Source organism: Microcoleus sp. S13_C3 (genome assembly GCF_036700905.1).
Classification (GTDB): Bacteria; Cyanobacteriota; Cyanobacteriia; order Cyanobacteriales; family Microcoleaceae; genus Microcoleus.
Genome location: NZ_JAUBPT010000052.1, coordinates 23,363 through 48,393, shown reverse-complemented (window position 1 = coordinate 48,393; position 25,031 = coordinate 23,363). Strand labels below are relative to the sequence as shown.

Annotated in this window: 23 protein-coding genes and 3 pseudogenes; 10 read left to right on the top strand and 16 right to left on the bottom strand. The window is 46.4% G+C overall.

Annotated features, from left to right (window positions below; all coding sequences use genetic code 11):
* Nucleotides 1–76: 76 nt before the first annotated feature.
* The 8 genes and pseudogenes from QUA16_RS16175 to QUA16_RS16135 form a co-directional block, all read left to right on the top strand.
* Nucleotides 77–325 (top strand): annotated as a pseudogene (locus QUA16_RS16175) (IS4 family transposase); the annotation flags it as partial.
* A 111-nt stretch (nucleotides 326–436) separates the two neighbouring features.
* A pseudogene (locus QUA16_RS16170) lies at nucleotides 437–1,297 on the top strand (IS4 family transposase); the annotation flags it as partial.
* A 130-nt stretch (nucleotides 1,298–1,427) separates the two neighbouring features.
* A pseudogene (locus tag QUA16_RS36930) lies at nucleotides 1,428–1,759 on the top strand (DUF6883 domain-containing protein).
* An 18-nt stretch (nucleotides 1,760–1,777) separates the two neighbouring features.
* A complete protein-coding gene (locus tag QUA16_RS16155; RefSeq protein WP_333109778.1) occupies nucleotides 1,778–2,002 on the top strand; it encodes a DUF4926 domain-containing protein in 225 nt (74 codons plus the stop codon).
* Between the two features lie 160 nt (nucleotides 2,003–2,162).
* Nucleotides 2,163–2,321: a hypothetical protein gene (locus QUA16_RS16150; protein ID WP_333109777.1), complete on the top strand. Its 159-nt coding sequence runs from the start codon at nucleotides 2,163–2,165 to the stop codon at nucleotides 2,319–2,321.
* Nucleotides 2,322–2,378: 57 nt separating this feature from the next.
* Nucleotides 2,379–2,825 carry a type II restriction endonuclease gene (locus QUA16_RS16145; protein ID WP_333181236.1) on the top strand — a complete coding sequence of 149 codons (447 nt, stop codon included), beginning with the start codon at nucleotides 2,379–2,381 and terminating at the stop codon, nucleotides 2,823–2,825.
* Nucleotides 2,822–4,285 (top strand): class I SAM-dependent methyltransferase, encoded by a 1,464-nt coding sequence (locus QUA16_RS16140; RefSeq protein ID WP_333181234.1) that lies wholly within the window; start codon nucleotides 2,822–2,824, stop codon nucleotides 4,283–4,285. Before QUA16_RS16145 ends, QUA16_RS16140 begins: the two co-directional genes overlap by 4 nt.
* Before the next feature lie 50 nt (nucleotides 4,286–4,335).
* Entirely contained in the window at nucleotides 4,336–4,956 is a 621-nt protein-coding gene (locus tag QUA16_RS16135) for a Uma2 family endonuclease (protein WP_333105325.1), read from the top strand.
* 273 nt (nucleotides 4,957–5,229) lie between these two features.
* Here QUA16_RS16135 and QUA16_RS16130 read toward each other — a convergent pair whose 3' ends face one another.
* The 7 genes from QUA16_RS16130 to QUA16_RS16100 all read right to left on the bottom strand — a co-directional run bounded on the left by QUA16_RS16130 (nucleotide 5,230) and on the right by QUA16_RS16100 (nucleotide 9,590).
* Nucleotides 5,230–5,895 (bottom strand): Na(+)/H(+) antiporter subunit B, encoded by a 666-nt coding sequence (locus QUA16_RS16130; protein ID WP_333105324.1) that lies wholly within the window; start codon nucleotides 5,893–5,895, stop codon nucleotides 5,230–5,232.
* Nucleotides 5,895–6,482, bottom strand: coding sequence for a DUF4040 domain-containing protein (locus QUA16_RS16125; RefSeq protein WP_333105323.1), 588 nt, complete (start codon nucleotides 6,480–6,482; stop codon nucleotides 5,895–5,897). Before QUA16_RS16125 ends, QUA16_RS16130 begins: the two co-directional genes overlap by 1 nt.
* On the bottom strand, nucleotides 6,472–6,759 hold the full coding sequence (locus QUA16_RS16120; protein WP_333105321.1) for a monovalent cation/H(+) antiporter subunit G: 288 nt from the start codon (nucleotides 6,757–6,759) through the stop codon (nucleotides 6,472–6,474). The genes QUA16_RS16125 and QUA16_RS16120 overlap by 11 nt, the downstream gene beginning before the upstream one ends.
* Complete coding sequence (locus QUA16_RS16115) at nucleotides 6,756–6,986, bottom strand: hypothetical protein (protein WP_190739580.1); 231 nt, start codon at nucleotides 6,984–6,986, stop codon at nucleotides 6,756–6,758. Before QUA16_RS16115 ends, QUA16_RS16120 begins: the two co-directional genes overlap by 4 nt.
* Nucleotides 6,987–7,444: 458 nt before the next feature.
* The gene (locus QUA16_RS16110) at nucleotides 7,445–7,828 is read right to left on the bottom strand and encodes a Na+/H+ antiporter subunit E (RefSeq protein ID WP_333105320.1); all 384 of its coding nucleotides are present in this window, start codon (nucleotides 7,826–7,828) and stop codon (nucleotides 7,445–7,447) included.
* On the bottom strand, nucleotides 7,825–9,255 hold the full coding sequence (locus tag QUA16_RS16105; protein ID WP_333105319.1) for a cation:proton antiporter: 1,431 nt from the start codon (nucleotides 9,253–9,255) through the stop codon (nucleotides 7,825–7,827). Before QUA16_RS16105 ends, QUA16_RS16110 begins: the two co-directional genes overlap by 4 nt.
* Nucleotides 9,252–9,590 (bottom strand): NADH-quinone oxidoreductase subunit K, encoded by a 339-nt coding sequence (locus QUA16_RS16100; protein ID WP_333105318.1) that lies wholly within the window; start codon nucleotides 9,588–9,590, stop codon nucleotides 9,252–9,254. The genes QUA16_RS16105 and QUA16_RS16100 overlap by 4 nt, the downstream gene beginning before the upstream one ends.
* Nucleotides 9,591–9,796: 206 nt before the next feature.
* On the opposite strand from QUA16_RS16100, the gene QUA16_RS16095 reads away from it, so the two are divergent.
* Nucleotides 9,797–9,949 (top strand): hypothetical protein, encoded by a 153-nt coding sequence (locus tag QUA16_RS16095; RefSeq protein WP_333105317.1) that lies wholly within the window; start codon nucleotides 9,797–9,799, stop codon nucleotides 9,947–9,949.
* 142 nt (nucleotides 9,950–10,091) lie between these two features.
* On the opposite strand, the gene QUA16_RS16090 is transcribed toward QUA16_RS16095, so the two are convergent.
* The 5 genes from QUA16_RS16090 to QUA16_RS16070 form a co-directional block, all read right to left on the bottom strand.
* Complete coding sequence (locus QUA16_RS16090) at nucleotides 10,092–11,357, bottom strand: ABC transporter permease (RefSeq protein WP_333105316.1); 1,266 nt, start codon at nucleotides 11,355–11,357, stop codon at nucleotides 10,092–10,094.
* A gap of 264 nt (nucleotides 11,358–11,621) precedes the next feature.
* The gene (locus QUA16_RS16085) at nucleotides 11,622–13,442 is read right to left on the bottom strand and encodes an efflux RND transporter periplasmic adaptor subunit (RefSeq protein ID WP_333105315.1); all 1,821 of its coding nucleotides are present in this window, start codon (nucleotides 13,440–13,442) and stop codon (nucleotides 11,622–11,624) included.
* A gap of 84 nt (nucleotides 13,443–13,526) precedes the next feature.
* Nucleotides 13,527–14,153: a Uma2 family endonuclease gene (locus QUA16_RS16080; protein WP_333105314.1), complete on the bottom strand. Its 627-nt coding sequence runs from the start codon at nucleotides 14,151–14,153 to the stop codon at nucleotides 13,527–13,529.
* 96 nt (nucleotides 14,154–14,249) lie between these two features.
* Nucleotides 14,250–15,518 carry a pitrilysin family protein gene (locus tag QUA16_RS16075; protein WP_333105312.1) on the bottom strand — a complete coding sequence of 423 codons (1,269 nt, stop codon included), beginning with the start codon at nucleotides 15,516–15,518 and terminating at the stop codon, nucleotides 14,250–14,252.
* Nucleotides 15,519–15,774: 256 nt separating this feature from the next.
* Nucleotides 15,775–17,040 (bottom strand): pitrilysin family protein, encoded by a 1,266-nt coding sequence (locus tag QUA16_RS16070; protein WP_333105311.1) that lies wholly within the window; start codon nucleotides 17,038–17,040, stop codon nucleotides 15,775–15,777.
* A 330-nt stretch (nucleotides 17,041–17,370) separates the two neighbouring features.
* Between QUA16_RS16070 and QUA16_RS16065 the strand changes: the two genes are divergently transcribed.
* Nucleotides 17,371–18,399: a hemerythrin domain-containing protein gene (locus QUA16_RS16065; protein ID WP_333105310.1), complete on the top strand. Its 1,029-nt coding sequence runs from the start codon at nucleotides 17,371–17,373 to the stop codon at nucleotides 18,397–18,399.
* A gap of 291 nt (nucleotides 18,400–18,690) precedes the next feature.
* Here QUA16_RS16065 and QUA16_RS16060 read toward each other — a convergent pair whose 3' ends face one another.
* The 4 genes from QUA16_RS16060 to QUA16_RS16045 all read right to left on the bottom strand — a co-directional run bounded on the left by QUA16_RS16060 (nucleotide 18,691) and on the right by QUA16_RS16045 (nucleotide 24,975).
* Complete coding sequence (locus QUA16_RS16060) at nucleotides 18,691–19,551, bottom strand: SDR family oxidoreductase (protein WP_333105309.1); 861 nt, start codon at nucleotides 19,549–19,551, stop codon at nucleotides 18,691–18,693.
* A gap of 204 nt (nucleotides 19,552–19,755) precedes the next feature.
* Nucleotides 19,756–22,398 carry an SdrD B-like domain-containing protein gene (locus tag QUA16_RS16055; protein WP_333105308.1) on the bottom strand — a complete coding sequence of 881 codons (2,643 nt, stop codon included), beginning with the start codon at nucleotides 22,396–22,398 and terminating at the stop codon, nucleotides 19,756–19,758.
* Between the two features lie 178 nt (nucleotides 22,399–22,576).
* Nucleotides 22,577–22,909, bottom strand: coding sequence for a hypothetical protein (locus tag QUA16_RS16050; protein ID WP_333105307.1), 333 nt, complete (start codon nucleotides 22,907–22,909; stop codon nucleotides 22,577–22,579).
* A gap of 149 nt (nucleotides 22,910–23,058) precedes the next feature.
* Nucleotides 23,059–24,975, bottom strand: a complete 1,917-nt coding sequence (locus QUA16_RS16045) for an SdrD B-like domain-containing protein (RefSeq protein ID WP_333105306.1) — start codon at nucleotides 24,973–24,975, stop codon at nucleotides 23,059–23,061.
* Between the last annotated feature and the right edge of the window lie 56 nt (nucleotides 24,976–25,031).

Here is a 25,031-nt window from a genome sequence, read left to right as displayed (position 1 = left end):
TACAACAAACTACATTGAAATTTAGTCGGATTTAACTGTAGCATATTTTGGGTTCCAGTTAAGATGCGTTTACCCTGGATTTTTATGGTGTGAGCCGTCTGCAATTAGTCAACAAGCATTATCACTCATATTTTTAACTTTTCCCGCAGTTTTATTTGAAAAAGTATTTAAAGAATTACTGCCTCATTTTCGTCGGGAATGGTTGATGAGAAAATCGAGACCATTACCAAAGAGCGGACAATTTGCCTTAAAAAGCTTTGATAATATCTGGATAGCTGACGGATCAACATTAGAAGCATTATTTAAGAAGCTACAAAGTTTATTATAGCAATCCGATCTGAGTCTCACAACACAACGCCCTCTAGTCTTCCTAGACTTGTTGTATAGCAAGACTTTCAGATTTTACGGATCTAGAAAATCACTTAGGATTGCTATAGATGTTCCCATTGGTCAATTAGCCGGAAAAATGGGAGTAATCATAGACCTAGTAACTCATCTTCCCGAAGAAATTTGGTTTGGGGAAAATCCGAAACAAGCAGATACTAATTGGGAAGAAGATTTACTAAAAACAGTTAAGCCAAAAACTTTGCTGTTATTGGACAGAGGCTTCTATCACTTCGCTTTTTGGTCAAAACTAATTTCTCAAGAAATTGGATTTATCACTCGAATCAAGAAAGGTGCATCTTATCAAGTCGAGCGGGTATTAACCAATACTTATGATGTTAAAGACCAGATAATTAAAATAGGTGCAGGCACCAAACAGACACCAGATTTGACTATAAGATTAGTACAAATTCGCTCCAAGACTTCCTGGCACTCTTATCTAACAAGTGTCCGAGAAACTGAAGTATTTTTCCCCTATGTAGTAGCAGATTTATATCAAAGACGCTGGCGAATTGAAGAGGCATTTTGTACAGTAAAAACATTATTAAATCTCAGCTATTTATGGACAGGTTCATTAAACGGAATCAAGCTTCAAATCTGGGCTACTTGGCTATTTTATGCGGTTTTAGTAGATTTAGGAGATGCGGTTGCCGATGAATTAGGAGTACCACTTGAACGTATTTCTTTAGAAATGATTTATCGGGGGATGTATCATTTTTCGGTTGCCTATCAAAAAGGAATAGCTTCTGACTTAGTGAAGTATTTTGCCTCCGATAAAAATCAAGATTTAGGGATTGTTAAGCGACGACAAAAACCTCATGTCAGGCTAATTATTTCTCCTTTCCCTGGAACTCAAAGAAGTCCCGAACAATTTTTTTTCAATAATAAAGGAACAAATGGAGTCATATTTTAATTGGGTCAACAGGTAAAAAATGAGTAAAGTTACTCATTGATAATAGTGCTTTTAGCTTAAGTTGTGAGTAATGGCCTGCATCACAAATTTCGAGATAAACTGAGGGCTGCTTATTCCTATCAGCTTTTTTATGCTCATTCCAAATGCAGAGAATGCAGTTGTTGATATTGGTAAACTTCGTGACTACTGCCTCAATCCAGAACACGACGATGGCAAACACAAAGCGCGGCTTTTTTCATCCATTCTTGGGATGACACCTACAATGCTGAGGAATTGCGCCAAATTTTGCTTGAAGTCATTCAAAGTCATGAAGCTCAGTTAGGGAGGCGGGATGGGTTCGGGCAACGCTACACCCTAGATTTCACGATTGAATGGCAAAATAGAAGTGCAACCCTTCCGAGTGGCTGGATTATTGAGCATGATTCCGAGATTCCGAGATTAACAACCTGCTATCCTCTGTAGTGCCTGGAGGTAATAAAAGTGGCAAAGAATACAATTAAATTACTAGATGTCGTTGCATTGACCGTTGACCTTCCTGAATACAGCCTGTGGCGCGGACAAGTAGGGACTGTGGTTGAACTGTTGGCTGATGGTGCAGCGTTTGATGTTGAATTTAGCGATCGCAACGGACGCACTTATGAATCTGTCGGGCTGCATCCAGAGCAAATAATGGTGTTGTATTTTGAGCCAGCATCACCTGCCTGATATCCAACCCGAAATGGTTACAGCATAAGCCGCACAATAACTTGCAGACTTTATAAAAAATTGGATTTCAGGTTGATAAGTGAAATAGCTAATAAACCTGCGAGCTTTAATGATACCCTTTAATGGGTCAGCAAATTAAATAATCTGGTGGTTCATTAAAATGACGACTCTGACCGTAGAAATTCTTTGTGCTGAGGCGGCAATATTTTCAGCAGCCGAGTCTCAACACCCAGAACCACTGCTTTACGGCATCACAGACGGAAAGGCTGTTGGGACATATTTGGAGCAAAAGTTCAGACTCTATCTCAAGCAAAAGTAGGAATTTATAGATGGCAATTCAGCAAGTGGCATCGATTTCCCAGGAATATTGGTTGACGTGAAGGTAACAAGCATTAGGCAACCGCAGTCGTCATGTCCTTTCAAATCTGCAAGGCAAAAGATTTTTGGACTGGGATATTCACTGATTATCTTTGTTTATGAAAAGACAGACAACAGTACGATACGAACTGCAACCCTGAATATTTTGCATACAATTTACGTAAGTGCCGAAAGAACAGCAGATTTTCAAATGACCCGTGGAATTCGCAATATTTTAGATAATGAAGGCAATAAAGATGATTTGCTTGCTTTCATGTTTGACAAAAATTTACCTGTTGACGAAATTGAAGCAGGTAACATTGCAGACGAAATACTGAGAAACCCACCATTGCAAGGTTTTTTGACGATTTCTAATGCGTTGCAATGGCGACTTCAGTATGGAAGAGTCATTGAGGGTGCCGGACAACAGGAAGGGGTTATCGCAGTTTATCAATCTAACAGATGAGTTCCAACGATCGCAAAACCAAACTAGAATATGGGGATTTTCAGACACCGCTGGAATTAGCCGAGATGGTGTGTGGGAAATTGAGAGAACTTGATGTTAACCCCAAAGTCATCATTGAGCCAACTTGCGGGATAGGTAATTTCATTAAAGCTGCTGCAAATTCGTTTCCATCCGCCAGCAAGATTATCGGGGTTGAAATCAATCAAACTTATTTAAGAGAATTAATAGCTAAGCATGAATTGTTACAGGATGAAAGATGTGAGGTTAAGCACGGAGATTTTTTTGAATTTGACTGGACATCATTAATCAACCAATTTAATCATAGGGTGCTGGTACTTGGCAACTTTCCTTGGGTAACAAACTCACAACAAGGAACTATTGGCAGTGAAAACTTGCCTAAAAAAACTAATTTTCAAAAGCACACTGGCTTAGATGCACTAACAGGTAAAAGTAACTTCGATATCTCAGAATGGATTCCGATCCATGCGATACAATGGTTGCAAAATCGTGATGCCACTCTGGCAATGCTTTGCAAGACTTCCGTGACCCGAAAGTTATTGAGTTACATTCATTCAAAAAAACTTAATCTCGCTAGCTGTGCAACTTACAAAATAGATGCTAAAAAGTATTTTGATGCAAATGTTGATGCCTGTCTGTTATTCTGCAAGTTTGACTTGAGTTCACAAAACTACTTCTGCGATGTATTTAGCAGTTTAGAAAGTTCAGACTGTCACCGCATCGGATATCACAACAATCTCCTGGTTAAAGATATAGATGCTTTTAGTAAATTGAGTGATTTATATGCGGTGAATTCAGGTGCAAAATGGCGATCGGGCGTAAAGCATGACTGCTCGAATGTGATGGAGTTTCGGAAAATTGATAATTTGTTTGTCAATGGATTTGGGGAAGCTATCGAGATTGAGGAAACTTATCTATTTCCGCTATTTAAAGGATCGGATGTTGCTCAAAATCGCATTAATGCTACAGATCGATATATCCTAGTTACTCAAAAATTTATCGGTGAATCAACCGAAAATATCAAAACTATAGCCCCTAAAACCGGACGTTATTTAGAGAAGTGCGGGCAATATCTAGATAATCGCAAAAGCAAAATTTATCAAAATAACCCTCGCTTTTCGATTTTTGGAGTAGGCGATTATAGTTTCCAACCTTGGAAAATTGCGATTTGCGGGCTTTATAAAAAATTGGATTTTAGGTTAATCGGTGAAATCGCTAATAAACCTGCAATCTTCGATGATACTGTTTACTTTCTCAGCTTTGACAGCGAGAGAGTTGCACGTCAAACTTTTGAGCTTTTGAATTCACCGACAGCAATTAACTTTTATTCAGCACTTGTATTTTGGGATGAAAAGCGTCCGATTAAATCCAGCATTTTAAATTGTCTGAATCTAGCAAGGCTGGCAGAGTTGGAATTTGTAACCGCTGATGCACGCAGATAAACGCAGATAGATAGAGATATAATTGATATTATCGGTAATTCTGAAAACCTATGACTCAAGCTTTACCCAAACTCGTAAACTTCGAGGAATTTGTGGAGTGGCTACCTGAAAATTCGGGGGTACGCTACGAACTGCACAATCGAAATATTATTGAAATAATACAACCAGTAGGCGAACATCAAGAAGTTACAGGCTTTCTTACGATCACAATTGCTGTTCAAATTAATCATCTGGGATTGCCATACGGTATCCCCAACCAAGCGATAGTTAGACCTCCTGAAAAAGATTCGGGTTTTTTCCCTGATGTGTTGGTAGTGAATCGTGCCAATCTGATGAACGAAACTTTGTGGCAAAAACAATCTGTCCTCAGTTTGGGTGCATCGATACCGTTGGTAATTGAGGTTGTGTCAACCAATTGGCGCGATGATTACTATTTGAAATATGCTGATTATGAGGAGATGGGTATCCCTGAATATTGGATTGTGGATTATGCTGCGTTGGGTGGACGCAATTTTATTGGCAATCCCAAACAACCGACAATTTCTGTGTGTAACTTGGTTGATGGTGAATATCAAATCCTCAAGTTTCGAGAGAACGATCGCATTGTGTCGCAAACTTTTCCCGATTTTAACCTGACTGCAAATCAGATTTTTGGAGCTGGTTTAGTGTAAGCTGATATCTTGGATATTGGGATTTTTTAACCGCAGATGCACGCAGATAAACGCAGATGAGTACACAGGAATTACTTATCAAAAGCAAAGAAACCGGGTTTTTGACCTCGAAAAAAAAACCGGTTTCTGACTACTCGTGAGTCAGCCTTATAAACGTAAAATATCGTTTATAAGGCTGAATGATTAAACCGCAGAGAACACAGAGGACACAGAGTCAGAGAATGAGAGAGATGATTAATTTCAATGTCAATGGATTTGAGATCGGAACATTTGTCATAGCAATCCGCGATAGCGAATAAACACCAACAGCACCGCCCACGATCCTAATGCGACTTTGACTGCAACCAGGATATTGAGCAAGGGGAGAATGCCTCCGCTGAAAAGTGTGCCTAACTCTCCGTGCGGTAACTCATATCCTGACAGAGTGATAACGGACAATACAATGAAAACAAGTACCGAAACCTTCTCCAAAGTCGCGGCGTGCCAGCGCTGGTAGATTTCTTGCATCCACTGCGGTGATGAGGTAATCGCCACCAAGCCGATCGCAGTTCCCCCCGCTACACCCGCTGCAAAACCACCGCCTGGACTTAAATGCCCGCGAATTGCTAGTTCGATACCCACCAAGGCGGCAATCGTCGCTCCCAATCGCGCCAAAATAATCGATGGTTGATCGGTAAACTGATATATGGCGCAGGACGGCTGTTCATTTGCTAGCATAAAACTTGCACCCAAGATGGCGATCGTAAATACCACAACTTCAAAGATTGTGTCGTAGAGCCGATTTCGCAAAATGATACCGGAAACTGCATTGGTTACTCCACTATCTTGAACAACCAATTCGACGATCGAACTTTGCTGCGATAAGTCCATTGTTGGATTGGCGATTAGCAGCATTTTGATAAACAGCGCTATCCCTGATAAAAAGTAAACCCACTTCATCAATGCTTGTCCTCTGCGTCTGGTGTATTTACATAGGTTAGGGTTGTCCCCGGTGATGAAAGTTCGGTTTGCAGGATGTCGTAGACACGCCGAACTCTGGTGGCGGTGTTATAAAGTTGCGCTTCGCCGCTGTGTTCCAATTGGCTTTGTGGCGCACAAGCTGCATGAACTTCTTTTTCCCTCAGCGCCCGCTGCAATGCCTGTGCACTCGCATAGGGAACGAGTTCCAGGCGCATATGGCGTTTCTGAAAAACTGTGCGGATGTCATCTATCAGTTGCTTAAAATGACCTGCGGTTTTGTCGTTTGGTATAGCATCGCCCTCTGTCCCCTCTTCGATGACACCCAGACGCAGCACGAGGGATGAACGCACCGTCACTGCATAAAGTGTAATCGCGAGCAGGGTACCCATCAAGGCTTCGGTCAAGCCCACATCCCCCGCGCCTAAAATTGTATACACCAAGGCGGCGATCGCTCCCAATACCCCCCGCAGTAGCAAAGCGTGGTATGGATTGACCTGAAATACCACCATACCAGCAGCTAAGGGTAGCAGAGCGACGAGGACATAAATGTAGCTATTATCGTTCATAGTTAGTCCCTGTTTTGGAACAATAGGCCAACACATATCCCAGCATTGTGTTCCAGGTTGCTAAGCAAATGAGCGCCAGAATCAGCAGGGGCCATTTACTGGGTATTTTCAGCAGCAATCCGACGACGATCGCGATCGAACCCAGCGTATCTGCTACCGAAAGACTGTGCAGTTTATATAAAACCGATCGCTTCCCAAGTAGGAAAGAAGTACCCCAAAACCAGAAAAAAATCCCTATACCGATGCAGGTATAGCTCAATACATCTATTACGATCATGCTTCAGTGATACGTTTGATTATTTGTGCCAACAACATCAATCCAGCATTACCCACACTGAGGATAATCGCCGCCACCACACCGATCATCCAATCATCGCGCCAGACGGATATGACGAGAGCGATGATTGCGGCCTTGGTCGAAATACTGGCAAACGCCAACATTGTCTGCCAGATATCATGATCTTTCCATACCTCGTACATGGGTATGAGCAGAGCCAGAATCATGGCAATTAGAATCAAGTTGTTCAAGTTGTTCAATTGTGTGCACTCCTGCTTTTTTCTTACTTAATATCGGGGCGGGCTCGCGTGCCCAACCCCCTACACCCCACAAGAAACTCTTGAGAATAGTGCAACTTAATAGACCTCTGCCATCATTGTGGAACAGGCATCCTGCCTGTTCTTGACGGGCTGTTTCGCGGGTGGGGGCGGGTTTATTTAACCTGTCTGCAATCTTTAAAGCTATTGGTGAACCCGCCCCTAAAGATTCTTGAGAATGATCCAATATCGAGCGTGTAAATAAACTCGGGTATGTCACAAAATGTAAAGTATCGTAACCCCTGCGATAGAGCACTTTTACTAACTGCGGACCTACTTACGTATTTTATCGCCGATCTACTTATTTATTCTCCCTTCTCTGCGTTCTCTGCGTTCTCTGCGGTTAAAAAATTCCGAAAAAACTTCAGCTAATTACTCGAAATCCGCCGCACCCTGTGTACTTCGTAAAAACCCTCTTCGTGATATTTCACAACAATCGTCTTGGGAGTAAAAGTGATCAGGAAGACATCTAGGAATATCAGCAGGGGCGATCGATGGTTTGGCACTTTTTCCATGATCACATCTTCGTGTCTGTGGGGACGGAAGATGAGTTCAAAAGCTTCTATATAAGCTATCGGAATCGCCATGAAGATTTTACCCAACACCCCCAACCATTCCCTCAAAGGTTCCGGGGGTGCGTAGCTGCGCGGCAACAGGAAAGCAATGATGATGCCGATCGCAATATTTGCCAAACTAAAATCGGCCGTAAGTAGAAACCAGATCGTCAGTCTTAATATTAGATGTCCAATCATGTTGGCAATGCCATCCAGAATAGTAGAAGGGAAATCAAGCTCATAACACCGACCAAATGATCGAATTCTTCAAGCATACGTGGCAGTTTGATTGCTGTGCGTTGAAAAATTAGAAAATAGGCTAACCAACCAACACCGATGACGGCGATCGCCTTAAGCATATTTTCCAGCGTATAGGCCTCAACATAAAAGGCATTGGCTGCAATCAGGCCACCTAGTAACAGCAACACCGCAGGCCAAAAACCGGGTTTGGCTGCTGTTTGTCCGCCACGGGGTAGAAAGATGAATTTAGCAAAAGAGATTGCGGTTCCGACTGCTGCGACATTCATCGCGATCGCTTGCCAGGGCTCCAAATTCTTCAGCGTCAACACCTTTGCCCCAAAGCCAACCAACAAGGGAAAGCCAGAGATTGATAAGCTAGCTATGACTAAGGCAATCCAGATGTTGGTATCGATCGGCTTCTGTTTCAATTCTTTCAGATTACGACTCGGTAACGATCCTGCAATCAGAAACAGCGACGATTTGACCAAACCGTGTGCCAGCGCATAAAACCCACCGACTTCCGGTGCAGCGAGGATAAAGCCCAACTGCGAAACCGTGTGAAAAGCCAACATCCGTTTGCTATCTTTTTCTAAAACGGCACAGAACACGCCCAGCAGCGCCGTCCCGACGCCAAAGAGCCGGACGATGGGTGCCACCTCATCCACCATCAGCGCACAGCGCACGAGGGGATATACCCCTGCTTTGACCACAATCCCTGACAGCAAAGCCGACACAGGCGTTTCTGCTTCCGAGTGAGTTAACGGTAGCCATAACCCCGATACAAACACACCTCCCTTAACCAAGAGTCCCATAAAGATCAGAGCGATCGCCTCTGGGGGCGCTGCACCCAAGCCTGCAAAACTGAACGAATGACTTGCCTTATAAACCAGCACGGCACCGACTAGATAAAACAGCATTGCCGTGTTGCTAATAAATAGATAGCGCAAAGCTACCCAAATCGAGCGATCGGTGCGAGGATAGGCAATCAAGAGAAACGCCGCAATGCCACTGACCTCTAACCCCACATATAAACTGATAAAGTCACTAGAGGCAAAGGCCGCATTCAGGCTGCCGTGTACCATCAGAATCTGTGCATAAAAAAATGCCGTCTTATCTGTGGGCCAACAGTAGATAATCACCGCTGCTGTGACTAAGGCATTGGTTAAGATGAAATAGCCGCTCAAGCGATCGACTAACAACGTGACACTGAAATTATCCAGTAACTCCAGCGTCACCGCTGACGGCATAACAAAAAGCTGGAACGCATAGGCAGCGGACGCGAGCGCTCCGAATATTGCGAGATACTTGTCAAACTTCGGAATCAAATAAATACTAAACCCGACAAAAAACGGGAGTCCAATCCAGGCTAGCGTCAGGGTATTCATGGGGTATTATTCATCTCGATTTCGTTACTTTCTAATGTCGGATTATCTCGTGCCAGCTTCATCACACTAACCAGCATTAAAGCCTGAATCGAAAATCCGATCACGATCGCCGTTAAGATCACCGCCTGGGGAACCGGATCGGCGTAAGCGACAACATTTTTCCCCTTTGAAATAATGGGTGTCAGCAAGCCTTCTCGCGATGCCACCACCACGTAATAGGCTATAACCCCTGTACTCATGACATCCATACAGACGATTTTCATGATCAGGTTCTTTTTAAAGATGATACCAAAAAATCCGCAAAATACTGTTGCCAATACCAATGCTTCTAACATGGAAATTGCGTGTTGGATAAGGGGTTTTTGTTATTATATTTGAAGAGACGTATATTATTCCTAATGAGACTTAGACATTTTCTAGCCCCTCAAAGACCTCAAAAGCTGTCTAGGTAAGGGAAAGAGTTTGTTGGCTGTTGACTGTTGACTGTTGACTGTTGACTGTTGGCTGTTAACTGTCAGTCCAAAAACTGAATGATGGTTGAGTGTTAACTGTTGACTCGATTTTACGCCCGGCGATCGAGCGCGGATTTGATATCAGAGGTGAAACCCTTGTCAATCCAGGACTGCACCCAATTCAAGATCAAACCGTTTACCTGTCCCCGTTTGCCGCCATTTTCGACGTGATTTTTGGCTAAGTCCCGTTAGCGAATCTGTGGCCGACAAGGAAGTCCGATCGTCCATCTTTCCCCGGTTTCTGACCACTCGTTCGTCCAGGACTATAATTGTGACACTTGCGTCCAGGAGTGTTCAATTTAACGGGGTCGAACGTCACTAACTTCAATCATTCCGCAAAGCTGCGATCGGATCTAAGCGAGCCGCATTCCGAGCCGGCAATACTCCTGCCAATAAGCCTACAGTAAAAGACAGCCCAAAACCTGCCGCGATCGACCATACAGAAACCACAAACGGAAATTTGAACGCTGTCGAGGCCCCAAAGGCGATCGCAATTCCCAACCCTATACCCGCCGTTCCCCCCACCGTGGAAACTAAAATAGATTCCGCCATAAATTGAATTAGAATTGCTGCATTAGTAGCGCCCACCGCTTTGCGAATCCCGATTTCCTTAGTGCGTTCCACAACAGACACCAACATAATATTAGCAATACCGATGCCGCCAACCACCAAAGAAATTCCGGCGATCGCACCCACCATAACCGTAAATAAACCTATCACCTTGCTGAAAGTATTAACTATCTCAGCTTGATTTACAACTCGAAAATCATCCGGTTGTGGCGGATAAATATTGTGGCGCAAGCGCATGATATTTTCCACTTGAAATTGAGCATCCGCTACATCAGTTTCGTCGGCAGTTTGCAACCAAAAACCCGAGATCGCAATCCCCGCTAAAGAATTTCTACCCACAATCCGCGAAGACATATTTTTGAGGGGAATATACACTCGATCGTCCTGATCGGTTCCCCCTACAGACCCCTTGGTTTCCATCACTCCAATGACCTTGTAGCGGTTTCCCTGAATGCGAATATCGGAGGATAGCGCATTAGCTCCCGCTCCAAAAAGTTCGTCCCGCACCTTAGAACCGAGGACAACTACTGGCTCAGCAGCATTCAATTCATCCTCGTTAAAAAACCGTCCTTCTTGGGGTTGAATGTTCTTCACATCGGGATAATTTAAATCCGTTCCCAAAATCGAAGTAAATGAATTTTGTCCGCCGTAAACCACTTGCACTTGGCGCTGCAAATAAGCCGAAATCGCCTTAACTGCGGGAGCTTGTTTGCCGATCGCCCTAGCGTCATCCCAAGTAAGGGTAGTAGCAGAACCGCTTCCCTGACTGACACCGCCCGATCGCGAAGCGCCGGATAAAACCAACAGCACATTTGTACCCAAAGCCTTTAACTGTTCTTCAGTTGATTTTTGTACTCCCTGTCCCACCGAAGTAATGGCAATTACCGAAGATATCCCAATAATTACGCCCAGCATAGTTAAACTGGTACGCAACTTATTATTCCACAGCGCCTCTGTCGCCATGAAAGCGATTTGAACGTTAGAGATTTTGTTGGTACGGGGGCGAGTCTGTAATTTCATGTTATTATTAATTAGGCATTGGGTATTGGGCATTGGCCAAACAGGGCATCGGGCAATTAAAACTTTTTTTCTTCTTCCTTCAATATCTGATATCGTTTACGGTTGTTTCTGAATGATTAAACCGCAGAGGGCGCAGAGGGCGCAGAGTCCGAGAAGAGAGAGATCCATAATTCTGATACCAATGGATTTGATATGACTCACACTCAATAATTAATCCGTGTATCCGTGTCAAAATCCGTGTAGTGCTTTTCTTCTTCCTTCCCACTAACGCAAGCGCGTTCCCCCACCCGGTTGCAAACCCGGAATTCCCCCCGACGATGGATTTTGGGATCTATGCCGCAATCCGGGGGGGAAACTCATGAGCACTTTTTCATTTCCTTTCAAACCCGATCGCACTTCCGTCTTATCATCCACCGTGATACCAGTCTTAATCGGCATAAAAGCAGGTTTACCATCTTCTCCACCAGGAACATAAACCCCCGTTTCCCTTTGTTGGCGGACAATTGCCGCAGTCGGGACTACCAAAACATTTTTGAGTTCACCAGCCTTAAACTCAACATTCACATTCATGCCCGATCGCAGCATTTGTTTATCATCATTAATAATTGCCGCTTTTACCTCAAAACTTGTCACATTTTGCTGGACGATCGACTGAGGCGAAATTTGAGTGATTTTACCTGTAAAAGTCTTTCCCGCAAAAGCATCGGCTTGAATAGACGCAGCCTGGCCCATCTGAATCTGAGAAATATTAGTTTCTGCTACGTTTGCTACTAATTGATTTTTTGAAGCTAAGGACAAAATCGAAGAAGAAGTCGCCGAAGAAACCGCACTACCTGCCGTAGTGGGAGTCACAAAAGCGCCGGGATCTGCGTACTTGCGGGTAACAGTGCCGGTGAAAGGAGCCCGTAGCACAGTGTCGTCGATCAGCGCTTGAACGCTTTGCAGGCTGCCTCTAGCGGCGAGAACTTGGGCGCGGGCTTGGGCGATGTCTTCGGGCCGAGAACCAGCTTCTAGCAGCGCCAAAGCTTGCTGTTTTTGCTGCAGGGCGGCCTGCCCCGCAGCGATGTCTTCCGGCCGTGCGCCCGATCGCGCCAGGGCCAAAGCTTGCCGTTTTTGCTCGACAGCAGCCCGCGCCGCTGCGAGGTCTTCCGGGCGTGATCCCGATCGCGCCAGAGTCAAAGCTTGCCGTTTTTGCTCGACAGCAGCCCGCGCCGCAGCGATTTCTTCGGGGCGAGTACCCGCTTGCAGCAAAGCTACAGCTTGTTCGGCTTGCCTGACTTGCGTTTGAGCTCGATCGCGCGCGGTGCGGGAGTTGTTGACAACTTGCAAAGCAAGGGCTCCGGCATTATAGAGTTCCTGATTTCTCTGAAAGTCTTCCTCAGCTTGGTTTTTGGCGTATTCGGCATCTCTGAGTTTGGCGATCGCTTGGGCGATGTCTTCAGGCCGATTGCCTTTGAGCAATTTTTGTAAATTTGCCTGTTGTTCAGCTAGTTGTGCCTCAGCAACGGCAATATCCTGGCTTCGATTGCCGTTGAGCAATTTTTGTAAATTTGCCTGTTGTTCTGCTACTTGTGCCTCAGCTACCGCAATGTCTTGGGTTCGATTGCCGTTGAGCAATTTTTCCAGACTTGCCTGTTGTTCTGCTAACACTGCCTTAGCCACAGCAATGTCCTGCGATCGAGTGCCGTTGAGCAATTTTTGCAGGTTTGCTTCGGCGGCTGCGAGTTGTCCGCGAGTTTGGGTAAGTTGCCCCTGGAGGTTGGAGTCGTCCATGTAGGCGAGAATCTGCCCTTTTTCAACTTTATCTCCTTCCTTGACAAGCAAACTTTTGAGCATTCCTGAAGTTTTGGGGCTGACGTTAACGGAACGTTCGGGCACTATTGTGCCGTTTGCCGAAATTGTAATCGGCAGGTTCAGCCTTTGGACAGCAACGGTTTTTTCCTTGCGCCTGGTTTCGCGGCTGGATTTGACTGTGAGTTGGCTGTAAGCTGTGTAGCCTACTCCGGCCAGCAGGGAAGTGGCGAGGAGTCCGCTAAGCCAGGGAGTCAGCTCTTTTTTAATCTGAAAGTGCTTTACGAAGTACATATAAATTAGACCTGATGGGTCTGTCTTGAATTTAGACCGATCGGGAACCGAAAACGTTCAAATTAAGTGCGATCGAGTTCTATTTTACTTGCCAGCCATCAACACCTGTTCAGCAGTCAGTTTTAAGTTTGGGAAAGTTAGAGAGACGATGGTCTGATCGCCCCGAATCTGCTGAATTTGATATTCCCCATTCACTAAAGTGCAAATAGAGAGGGTTGGTTGTTTGGGCTTCCCAATGTGTTGAGTACCACCTAATCCTGCGTAGTCTGCAATCCAATATTCAGGAATACCTAAAACTGCGTAGTCTTCGACCTTACGGGAATAATCATTTTGCCAGTTGCTACTAACAACTTCCGCCACAAATTTAATCGAACTTCCCAGTGTCAGGATCGACTCGCCAGACCAAAACAGTTCTTTGGTAAGTTCATCTCGATCGACAACTGCAACATCAGGTCTAAATGCTGTCATACCAATATTTGAAGGGCGCAATAGTCCCCGCTGAAGAACAAACCAAGGTAAGCCTGTTCCGTCGATCTGGACACATATCTTTGTGGTAATGAAGGCTGCAACCTCCTCATGAGGGCCTGTTGGTTCCAAGTCGAATACCTCTCCATCGATCAGTTCATAGCGTTTATCGCCACCATAACGGGCGATAAACTCGTCAAAGCTGAGTGGTTTCTGTTGTATTGGTTGGTCGATCGCAATGGTCATAGCTCAACTTAGCCCAATCAATTCCTTTAGTCTATCAGATGGATCAACTGGTTAGATCGATCGAACTTGTGAAAAGTTCGATCGCCCATTTCCTCCTCAACAAACAGCCGCTACACCCAACTCTGTAATCGCCGCCTCCGGGCCCACCAAAGAAATATACGGTTCTACAAAATATTTCTTAGCAGCATCCCGCGCTTGTGAAGCTGTCACCTGTGCAATTTTTTCTTGAAATTGCTGGTCAAATTTAATTCCCAATCCCAAAATTTCGTACCAGCCTAAAACTTGGGCAATTTGCGAATTAGTTTGTTTTCCTAAAGCATATTGACCGAGCATTTTATTCTTGCAAGCTTGCAATTCTTCCTCGCTTAGTTGGATGCTGGTGAGTCGATCGACTTCTGCGCGCAATCCTTCAAAAGCAGTCGCCGTATTTTCCGGCGCCGTACCCATGTACACAACAAACTGAGCCGTGTCCAAGCGCGTCGCGTAGAGCGCGGAAACGTCGTAAGCCAAGCCCCGCTTTTCTCGCAATTCCACAAACAATCGGCTCGACAAACCGTTACCCAAATAAGTATTCAGCAACTTAATCGCTGCGTAGTCGGGATTTTTGACAGAGGGTGCGAGGTAGCCCAGCATAATCACTGATTGCTGCGTATCTTGCGCTGTAACGACCGATTGAGGGGATGGTGATAGGGGGGGTACGGTTAAAGTGGGCAGGGGTGTTAAAGGCGCTTTCCAGTCCCCAAAAGTTCGATCGATCAGGGCGATCGCATCTTCGGTGGATATTCTGCCGGCTACAGAAATAACTACATTATCGGGACGGAAATAGGTTTTGTGGAACTGTTCGAGCTCGTTTCTGGTGAGCTTTGACATAGTAGCTTCCGTGCCCAAGGGAGAGAAAGCATAGGGGTGTTCCTTGTACATCGCGTGCCGCAATTGCTCGAAGGCGATCGCAAATGGCTGTTCTTGTTGCGATCGAATTGCTGATATGGCAATGCGGCGTTCGAGTTCGACTTCAGCTTCCGGGAAATTCGGCTCTCGCGTCAATTGCGCCGCCAACTCCAAAATCTCCTCAAAATCTGCAGAAACCGTCTTCAAACTCACTAAAAAATAGTCTGTAGTAGAGTCGGCACTCAACCTCGCTCCCACCGATTCTACACGCTCGGCAATTTCCAGCGAAGACAGCAGATCGGTTCCCTTAGTCATTACCGCCGACAGCAAGTGACACAATCCTGCTTGTTCCGGCTGCACGTAGCGACTGCCGGCCCGCAGGAATATCCTAGCTGCAATAATATCTGCTGCTGGATTTTCTGCTGCTAAGACAACAATACCGTTGTCTAAAACCGTGCGCTGGATTTCATTTTTCATTGAATTCTTTGTTGACTGTTGAATGTTGACTGTTGACTGTTGACTGTTGACTGTTGGCTGTTAGTCATGATTATTCGTAGGATGGGTAGAGCGTGAGCGTTACCGATCGTCCGATTTGAGATTGGCGATTTGAGATTTTAGATTGAGGGACAAATCTCAAATTTCCAATTAATAGACTTGGGTTTCATGTCTCAACCCAACCTAGTTGCTGTTAACAGTGAACAGTCAACAGTGAACAGTGAACAGTCAACTATTATTAGATTGGTTTGAGTACCACGGCTGTATAGCGTCGGGGAGAGAGATATTGTTGAGCTAGGCGCTGGAGGTCTAATGGCCCAAATGCTTTAATCCTGGTGGGATAGCTGAGCGCTAATTCGGCAGTGGCGATCGTATTGTAATATCCATAAAGACCGGCTAGCTGTCCCGGCGTTTCGAGCGAGAAAGCAAAATCGTTGCACAGCAAACGCTTACAGCGCAGCAATTCTACCTCGGAAACAGGCTCAGACTGCAATTCCCAAAGTCGATCGCAAATCCGAGATTCCACCTCTTCGACATCAGAAGCGTCCAAGACTGCACTGATAGTAAATAAACTCGATTCCCGTTGCAACGAGAAAGTGCTGTCGATCGCCTCTACCAATTGTAATTCTTCCCGCAGTTCCCTGACTAAACGCGAAGTCCGCCCGTCTGCCAGCAACACTGACAGCAAATCCAAGCCGCAAGCACTTTGCAAATGTTCAACTCCCGGACCCGTCCAGGCCATCATCAGCCGCGCTTGTTCCAATCGGGGGAGACAGAGTTCCTGACGGCGAATTTCTATCAGTGGCGGTTCCGCCTCTGCGGTTAATTTTGGACAATCCCACCGATCGGAAAACTCCTCAAAAGCTTTTCCCGTAATATCTCTGGCCTGTTGTTCATCAATTCCGCCGACTACCACCACTGTCATATTTTCCGGCTGATAGTGCGATCGGTGGAAACAGCGCATTTCGTGGGGAGTTCGCGACATCAGCAGTTCTTCCGTGCCGAGTACCGATCGCCTGTAGGGATGTCGCTGGTAAACTGTTTCCATCATTGCTTGGAAACCCAGCCAATCGGGATTGTCTTGAGCTTGACGGATTTCTTCTAGCACCACATCTCGCTCCCGATCGAATTCCCGATCCGGAATCGAAGCCCGCAGCAGCAATTCTGCCAGTGGCTGCGCTGTTTCTGCTAAATAATCAGCCGCAGCGTTGACGAAAAAATGCGCGTAGTCGTGACTTGTAGCTGCGTTGGCGACACCGCCGCGATTTTCGATTACCTGGTCAAATTCTCCAGGGGCGATCGAATCCGTCCCTTTAAATATCATGTGTTCTAGAAAATGAGCCATTCCCGACCAAGAATCCGGCTCCAGCGTAGCGCCAGCCCTTACCCACACGTCTAGCGCGACCACCGGTGTGGCCGAAATCCGCTGGTGAATGACCGTTAACCCATTATTCAGCTTCCAGACATTGGCTGGGAACTCTAAAGCAGTGAGCAGTTGAGACAAGCTAGTTATTCTTAAACTTTAGTTAACTTCGGCTGCAACTATGGTAGCGCTTTCCAGCTCTGCGATCGGGATTAATTGATACAAAAGTCTGTTGACTGTTGACTGTTGTCAGTGGGCAGTGGGCAGTGGGCAGTGGGCAGTGGTCAGGAAGTAATTTTTGCTTTTTTTCAAACAACCTTGAGCCTTAATTTATTACCATTTTTTTGCTCAAAAGTCAATAGGTTGCACGGGATATTAATGAATCAGTCGGGAGAAAGAGGATGTTATCAGAATATATCAATAAATTAAGAGATGTAAGAACACTAAAGACCTTAAGAGGAGAAACGACAGATGGTAGCTACCTTAGAAGATACCAAGCGCCAAGCGATCGCGATGAAATTAGCAGACATGAAAGCGCTGCAAAACCTGTTGATCGCCAACGAGCAATTGTTCATCAATTCCTGCAACGACTCCGAACTAGCCCAGCGCTTCCGGGATATGCTCGAGGACGATCGCAAAAACTTGGGCGTATTAGAAACCGTAATCGTTCAATACGGAATTCAAACCGAGCCCAAAGAAACCAGTACCAAAATGATTGAAGAAGTTCAGAAACTCATGCAAGGTTCTGAGCTCACATTGTTTGAAAAAGTCACCCAGCACGAACTGCTCAAACACAAACAAACAATGGCCGGTTTGTTAATTCACAAAGCTGCTCAAGTAGTCGGCGCAGACATCGAAGCTGCCATTACCCCGCTCAACACAGTTAACTTTGAGAACCGCGCTCACCAAGAACAACTCAAAGGAGTTCTCGAAATTTTAGGCGTGCGCGAACTGACCGGCAAAGACCCCGACCAAGGCGTTTGGGCTCGCGTGCAAGATGCAATGGCAGCTATGACTGGCATCATCGGCGGTGCAGTTACCCGCAGCAAAGATGAGATGAACATCACTGAAATCATCTCAATGGATCACCGCAAAGCCGATACCCTCTTTATGGAAATCGCCAGCACCGACGATCCTCAAAAACTGCAAGAATTCTTCGGTCAACTTTACAAAGACCTCAGCGTTCACGCGGAAGCAGAAGAACAAGTTGTTTACCCAGCAATTCGCAGCTACTACAGCAACACTCAAGAACTGTACGACGAGCAAGCAGAAATGAAGCAAATGCTCGCCAAGATTAAGTCAATGAACCCCAGTTCTTCTGATTTCAAAGCCCAAATCAAACAGCTCCAAGCAGCGGTTAAAGATCACGTAAAAGAAGAAGAGAACGATATGTTCCCTCAAATTCGCCGCAACTTGAGCGAAGCACAAATGGAACAAATGGCTACTCAATTCAAAGCAGCCAAAAGCACTATCCAGCAAGAAATGGCTAACCTGAGCTAATTCAGCAGCAAGCTAATTGTAGCTCTAGCAAAACTAGAGAATAGTTAAACTGCAACCTATCAATCCCGCTACCAATGTGGCGGGATTACTGTTTTTTTGAAAGACAATTTTAATAAATAAATAAATAAATATATTATTTGTAGGGGCGGGTTTCACGAAAGATATTTCGGGTAATTCATAATATAAATAAACCCGCCCTCCACAAATCGGGGGCGAGTTTATTTATATTATGAATTTTATCAAAGATTTTCGGTAAAACCCGCCCCTACGAGCATTGGAAGCAAGAAGATTTTAGCCGTTAATCACAGATCCTCCGTTGGGATGCAAAATTTGACCCGTCATGTAAGACGAATCTTTTGAAGCTAAAAACACGTAACTGGGGGCAACTTCATCGGGTTGACCGGCGCGTCCCAAGGCCGTGTCTGCACCAAATTTTTCCACTTTTTCTTCAGGGAAAGTTGCAGGAATTAGAGGCGTCCAAATCGGGCCGGGGGCGACTCCATTGACGCGAATTCCTTTCTCAGCTAAACTTTGAGACAAAGAGCGAGTAAAGGCAACAATTGCTCCTTTTGTGGAGGAGTAATCTAGCAATTGTTGATTGCCTTTGTAAGCGGTGACAGAGGTAGTGTTGATAATTGCACTTCCCTCTTTGAGGTGTTTGAGAGCGGCTTTTGTGAGGTAAAACATTGAGAAAATGTTGGTGCGGAAGGTGCGCTCTAATTGTTCGGCGGTGATGTTTTCGATGCTTTCTTGGGGATGCTGTTCGGCGGCGTTGTTGACGAGGATGTCGAGGTGGCCGAATTCTTTAACTGTTTGTTCTACAAGGTTTTGACAGAGGCTTTCATCGCCGATGTCGCCGGCGATCGCAATACAGCGCCGGCCTTGTTGTTCGATCGCCTCTTTGGTTTTTTTGGCATCATCATCTTCGTTAAGATAGCTGATGACCACGTTAGCGCCTTCCTTGGCAAAGGCGATCGCCACTGCACGCCCGATTCCACTGTCTCCGCCGGTAATTAAGGCTACTTTGTCGCGCAATTTGTCGCTACCGCGATATCCCTCCGCGAAGGATTGGGGTTGCGGAGTCATTTGCGATTCAATACCGGGTTGCTGTTCTTGATGTTGAGCCGGATTGGTTTGTTGTTGAGTTGGCATAACATATTCCTCTAAGTTCTACCTCTATAAATAAAGGTTTTCTGGAACTAGGGAATCGCTCTTTTTGCCGATCGTTCCCTACCACTAAAGACAGTTCGGGCGATCGAAACCGCTTGTTATTTTTGTCAAAACAGCAAAAAGCACGCCAAAACATCATTTGACGTGCTGTTTAAACAAGCTAGCTGCTAATTGCTAAGTCTCAAACTAAAAACCCGACTTAACATTAAACAACTGAGGCTCAGTAGTAGTCGTAGTACCTAACAGTAATTTGGTCGGATCTTCAGGCACCAATACAGGTATTGCACTCGCCAATCGGCTTAAACTGGTCAGCTCCTCATTAGCAAAGCTAATACCTGCACTACCTCCGAGCAAGTGATCGACGCTGGCATTAACCGTAGCATCAAGTGAAATGCCGGGGTTATTCAGAGGATCGGTAGGAGTTGGCTCCTCCTCCGAAGATTTACCAATCAGCAGATCCTCCCCCTGGATGCTACTTAGTCTTACTATTCCCGATGGGTCTGGGGTCGTCACAGATGTCGTAGGCACTGTGTTAGGGCCAGGCACGTCAAAGCTAACCGGGTTGGGCCCAGTTGGGATCGGGAAATTGTTGGTAACGCCCGGAGTATTGAAGACTTCCAAAACCGAGTAGCTGGCTGGAGACAAGCTATTAAACCGAGCAATCCCAGCAGCATCAGTTCTCACCAGCGGTTCCGTTGCAGCATCGTAGCGACCGTTGCCGTTGAAATCCAAAGTGAAGGGCACATCGGCAAGGGGCGGTTCGTTTCCGTCTCGGATACCGTTGCGGTTGTCATCTCGGAATTTAGGAACCAAGAGGTCATAGCGGCGAGAGTTACCCACCAAAGCACAAGTAAAGGTTTGATTCGCACCGAGAACAATATCCAGCGGTTGAGTCGTTTTGAAGAAGCCCGAAGGTAATACTTCCCGAACGCTGTAATTGCCAGGGCGCAAATTGGTGAATGCAAAACGACCAAACTGATCGGTAATAGAAGTGGGCTCTGTTGCTTGCAACACACCGTCACCATTGGTATCGATAGCAATGGTGACACCCGCAATTGCTGGCTCATTTCCATCTCGATAACCGTTCAGGTTGAAGTCCTCAAACTTGCAACCGGTGATGTTGCTGTTAGGTGTGTTGGCAAAGGTAACGTTGGCGTCCTGAGTGTTCAGGGTAACATCAACGCGATCTGCAGTAGAAGGCGAGAAATTCGGCGGTACCACTTCTCGGACGACATAGTTGCCCGGTGCCAAGTTGGAAAAGGCAGCTCTTCCCTGGTCATTTGTGATCAGTTGCTGTTCGCCAGTGTCGGGAGTCCCGTTATTGTTGGTGTCCAGGAAGACAGTGATACCCCTAATTGGCGCTTCACCCTGATTTGGTTCGTAGCGACCGTTGGCATTCAAGTCGTTGTATTTGAAGACATTGATGAGTGGTAGAGTGTTGCCCACACCTGCATTATTGCCAATACCCTGAGTAGCTCCAACCGGAGAAAAGGTAAGTGATGGCGAGGGGTTGCGCGCTGGTAAAGTTGTAACTGGCGCTGCAAAAATCGGCCGCTCACCAGTGGTCGCGATCGATCTTTCACCTGGTTGTTGAACGCCGTCGCGGTTGGTGTCTACGAATTTAGGGTCGTTTGGTTTCAGCGTGTAGGTTGAGTCTGCTACTAGCAGCGGTTGCTCTCTGCTGATAGTACCCTGGAATCGCGCCTGTGGCCCTGGTGCCGAAACCAGAGCGGGGTTTGGAGTGGTTGATACTGGAGCATTGAGGTTTCCTGGGGCACCGCCACCTACTTCTGGAGGCAGTACACCTGGAAAAATTTCCAACACTCTGTAATTGCCAGCTCGCAAATCCTTGAAGGTAACTACTCCGTTCGCATCTGTGATGGCTATCGGTTCGGAGCCTGCTCCATCCCAGCGACCGTTCCCGTTCACATCTAAAATAAACGGTACTCGGGCAATGGGGGGTTCCAATACTCCACTAACCACATTTCGCAAGCCGTTGCGGTCTATGTCGCGAAATTTGTTAACGTCAATTTGATAGAGGGGAGTATCGCCAACTTGAGCGCAGGCAAAGGTTTGACCTGCGGCTACCGTCACGTCCAGTACCGGAACGTTGCCGGGGGGAGTGCTTTGGGGAAAATCTTGTGTTTCTAAGGGTTCTGCGTCCGTAGCATTAACTTCTAGTCCGGTAACAGAACTAATCTGTCGTCTGATCCGTTCTTCCCGAATCTTGTAGCTTCCAGGTAATACGTTGAACGACCATCCACCATTTTTGTCTGTTAAAGTGTTCTGTTCCCCTGCATCGCGTTGACCGTTGCCATTTGAATCAATATATATCCTGACATTTTTAATCCCCGGTTCATTCCCATCTCGGAAGCCGTCGGCATCTATGTCTAAGTATTTGCATCCTACGATACGACTGCCTGTAACTGGTGGAACTCCCGCGTTGCCAAAGAAAACGTTGACATTTCGGTTGCCGAGAGTGACAGCCAGGGGGTTGGGAGTAGTAGCGGTGAAACCAGCAGGTAGTACCGTTTCGGTGAGTACGTAATTGCCAGGGGCCAGATTTATGAATGAGAACGCGCCGTTAGCGTCCGTCGTGGTTAAGACTTCGCCAGTACCAGCATTAAATACACCGTTGCTGCTTGTTGCTGGTTCGAGGAGGATGGGGATATCCCGAAGACCTGGTTCGTTGGGCTGTCTGACCCCATCTCGGTTCAGGTCATTGAACTTGATGCCTAAAATTGCCGGGCCAGCATTCCCAACCACAACAGGCTGTAGTTGACTGGCTGTGAGCAATTGCTCTTCGTTAATAAAATCTAAATCTGCCATGATTTCTCTCCTTCACACCTAAATCCACGTAAATTACAGACTACTGTATGGGTTGTAACTTGCTGAGTAGTTTTTACTAATAGCTGACAACCGCTACTCGATTTTACATACGTCTGTACTTGAGGTAATGTTCCCATCTCACACAACAATGCCTCAAGCTTTGTCGCTGGCAAGTATATCAGGTTTTGAAGAACCCTGGCAATTTGAGGGCAACATCTTCAGGATTTGCACACCTTCTCTGTCCGTACATACTTGCTGTTTCGAGCTTTAAAAAGCCTAAGACTGACTTCTCCCCCCTGATATCAAGTCCGGCTGCATTGTTCTTGTTCGTCCTGGTTCGCTGTCCTTGACGCTCGCCTCCTCTGGGATTGCCAATGACAGATATCCCAGCATCGATCGATCTACCGGACTTGATATGACTTGCTTTGCCTGGAAATACGCCGATCGGGTTTGGGGGAATTACCTGATAGTTTCTCACTGACAGAGATGCTACTGCCTCTGAATATTGCACCCAATATACAAGCCAGCTTCGGATTTGCCGGAACTTAGGCTTGAGTGTTGGAGGTTGCCAACAATAGGGTATCACGCGATCGCCCTTTCACCTCTTCCTGATTTTTATCTGCGGTTTGGGATTCCGGGCGATCGAGCGAATGTGTCACCCTACATAACCCCGAAATCTCTCGCGCCCATCGGCACAAACGAGTTCTCGATCGCCCCTTTAAATTCATTTTTCTTGACAAATTCATCTATTTGTGCATTAGCATCCAGACTGACATTCTGTGGCCCAATGTTAGGAATATCGCCTAAATTGGCAACAGCTCGATCGACCAAAAAATCACTAATTCGATAACTATCATGACCGTCGCTCAAAAGCAAGCTATCGGCCCCCATATTACCTGCAGGTTCGGATCCCGCATAGTTGCTGGTATCCGTTAGCCGGTCGCCTTTCAAGGATTTAGCCGAGGTATCCTCAGCCTCTCCCGTCACCAAATCGATGCTGCTGGCCCTAACATCGGCAGAGACAGTCACAACCGCAGGCGGAGTCGTTTGAAGAAAACCGGGCTGCTGCACTTCCCTGAGAACGTAAGTACCTACGGGAACGTTGCGGAAACTGTAATTGCCCTGAACGTCGCTTAAGGTACTCGCTTCGCCCGGATCTAAACTGCTGTTGTTGTTGAGGTCGATGTAAATTGGAGTATTGGCGATCGGCGGTTCCCCCGGATCTAGGCGGCCGTTGGCGTTAAAATCGTTAAATTTTACACCGCTGATGGTGCCAGTTACCAATACATTGCCAAAGCTGAGATTAGTGGCATTTGTGCCGTTGCCCACGGTGATGGGAGTCGGATTTGGCGTGGTTTGTCGAAAACCGGGCTGCGGGACTTCCCTCACCACATAAGTCCCTGGAGGCAAATTGATAAAAGAGAAATTACCTTGGGGGTTTGTTAAAGTCGAAGGTTCGTTGGGGTCTCGGCCGCCGTTGTTGTTGAAATCAAGGTAAATCGGCCAGTTGGCAACTCTCGGTTCCGTCGGTTCGTTGATACCGTTACCGTTGAGGTCGTTGAACTTGAAGCCGCTGATGCTGCCGGTAGGAAAATTGTTGCCGAAATTGACGCCGACAACGTTGGTATTGCCAGTTATGTCGATCGGGCCTGGATTTGGCGTAGTCTGTACCCATCCCGGTTGCTGAACTTCCCTCACCAAATACCGGCCGGGAGAAACATTGGCAAAAGTGTAGTTGCCTTGGGGGTTTGTGATGGTGTTGGGTTCGCCGGGATCAAAGCTGCCGTTGCCGTTGAGGTCGATGTAAATTGGCCAGTTAGCCAGAGGCGGGTCTGTCGCATCTCGGACGCTGTTGGCATTGAGGTCGTTGTATTTGAGACCGCTGATGCTGCCGACAAAAAAGACATTGCCAAAATTGATGTTGTTGACAGTCGCGTTGGAAGTAACGTTAACCGGGCCGGGGTCAGGCGTGGTTTGGCGAAAACCCGGTTGCTGGACTTCTCTGACCAAATATGTACCTGCGGGAATATTGACAAAAGCGTAATTACCCTGAAAGTTTGTCAAAGTAACTGGTTCGCCGCCGTCGAGCCTGTTGTTGCGGTTGAGGTCGAGGTAAATTTGCCAGTTAGCTAGCCCTTGTTCCCCAGGATCTCGGCTGCTGTTGTTGTTGATGTCGTTGAATTTTGTCCCTGCGATCGTCCCTGCGTTAAAGTTGTTGCCAAAATTGATATTGCCAGGATTTGTGCCGCTGGTAATCGTGATGGGTGCGGGATTTGGGGTAGTTTGGCGAAAGTTCGGCTGCTGGACTTCCCTAACTTGGTAAGTTCCCGGCGGCAGGTTGGCGAAGATGTAGTTGCCTTGCGGGTTTGTGAGGGTGGAAGGTTCGTTAAACTCAGGCTGGCCGTTGTTGTTGAGGTCGAGGTAGATTTGCCAGTTGGGAATTGGGAATTCTCCAGGATCAGGGCGGCCGTTGGCGTTGAGGTCGTTGTATTTGGTGCCGCTGATGCTGCCGACTTGGAAGTTCCCGATGTTGACGTTGCCGATGTCTATTTGGCTGGCGGTTATGGATTCGGACATGGTGTTGCTGGGGCCCAATGAACGCGGTTCAATGTTTTCTGTAGGGCAATCTAGCA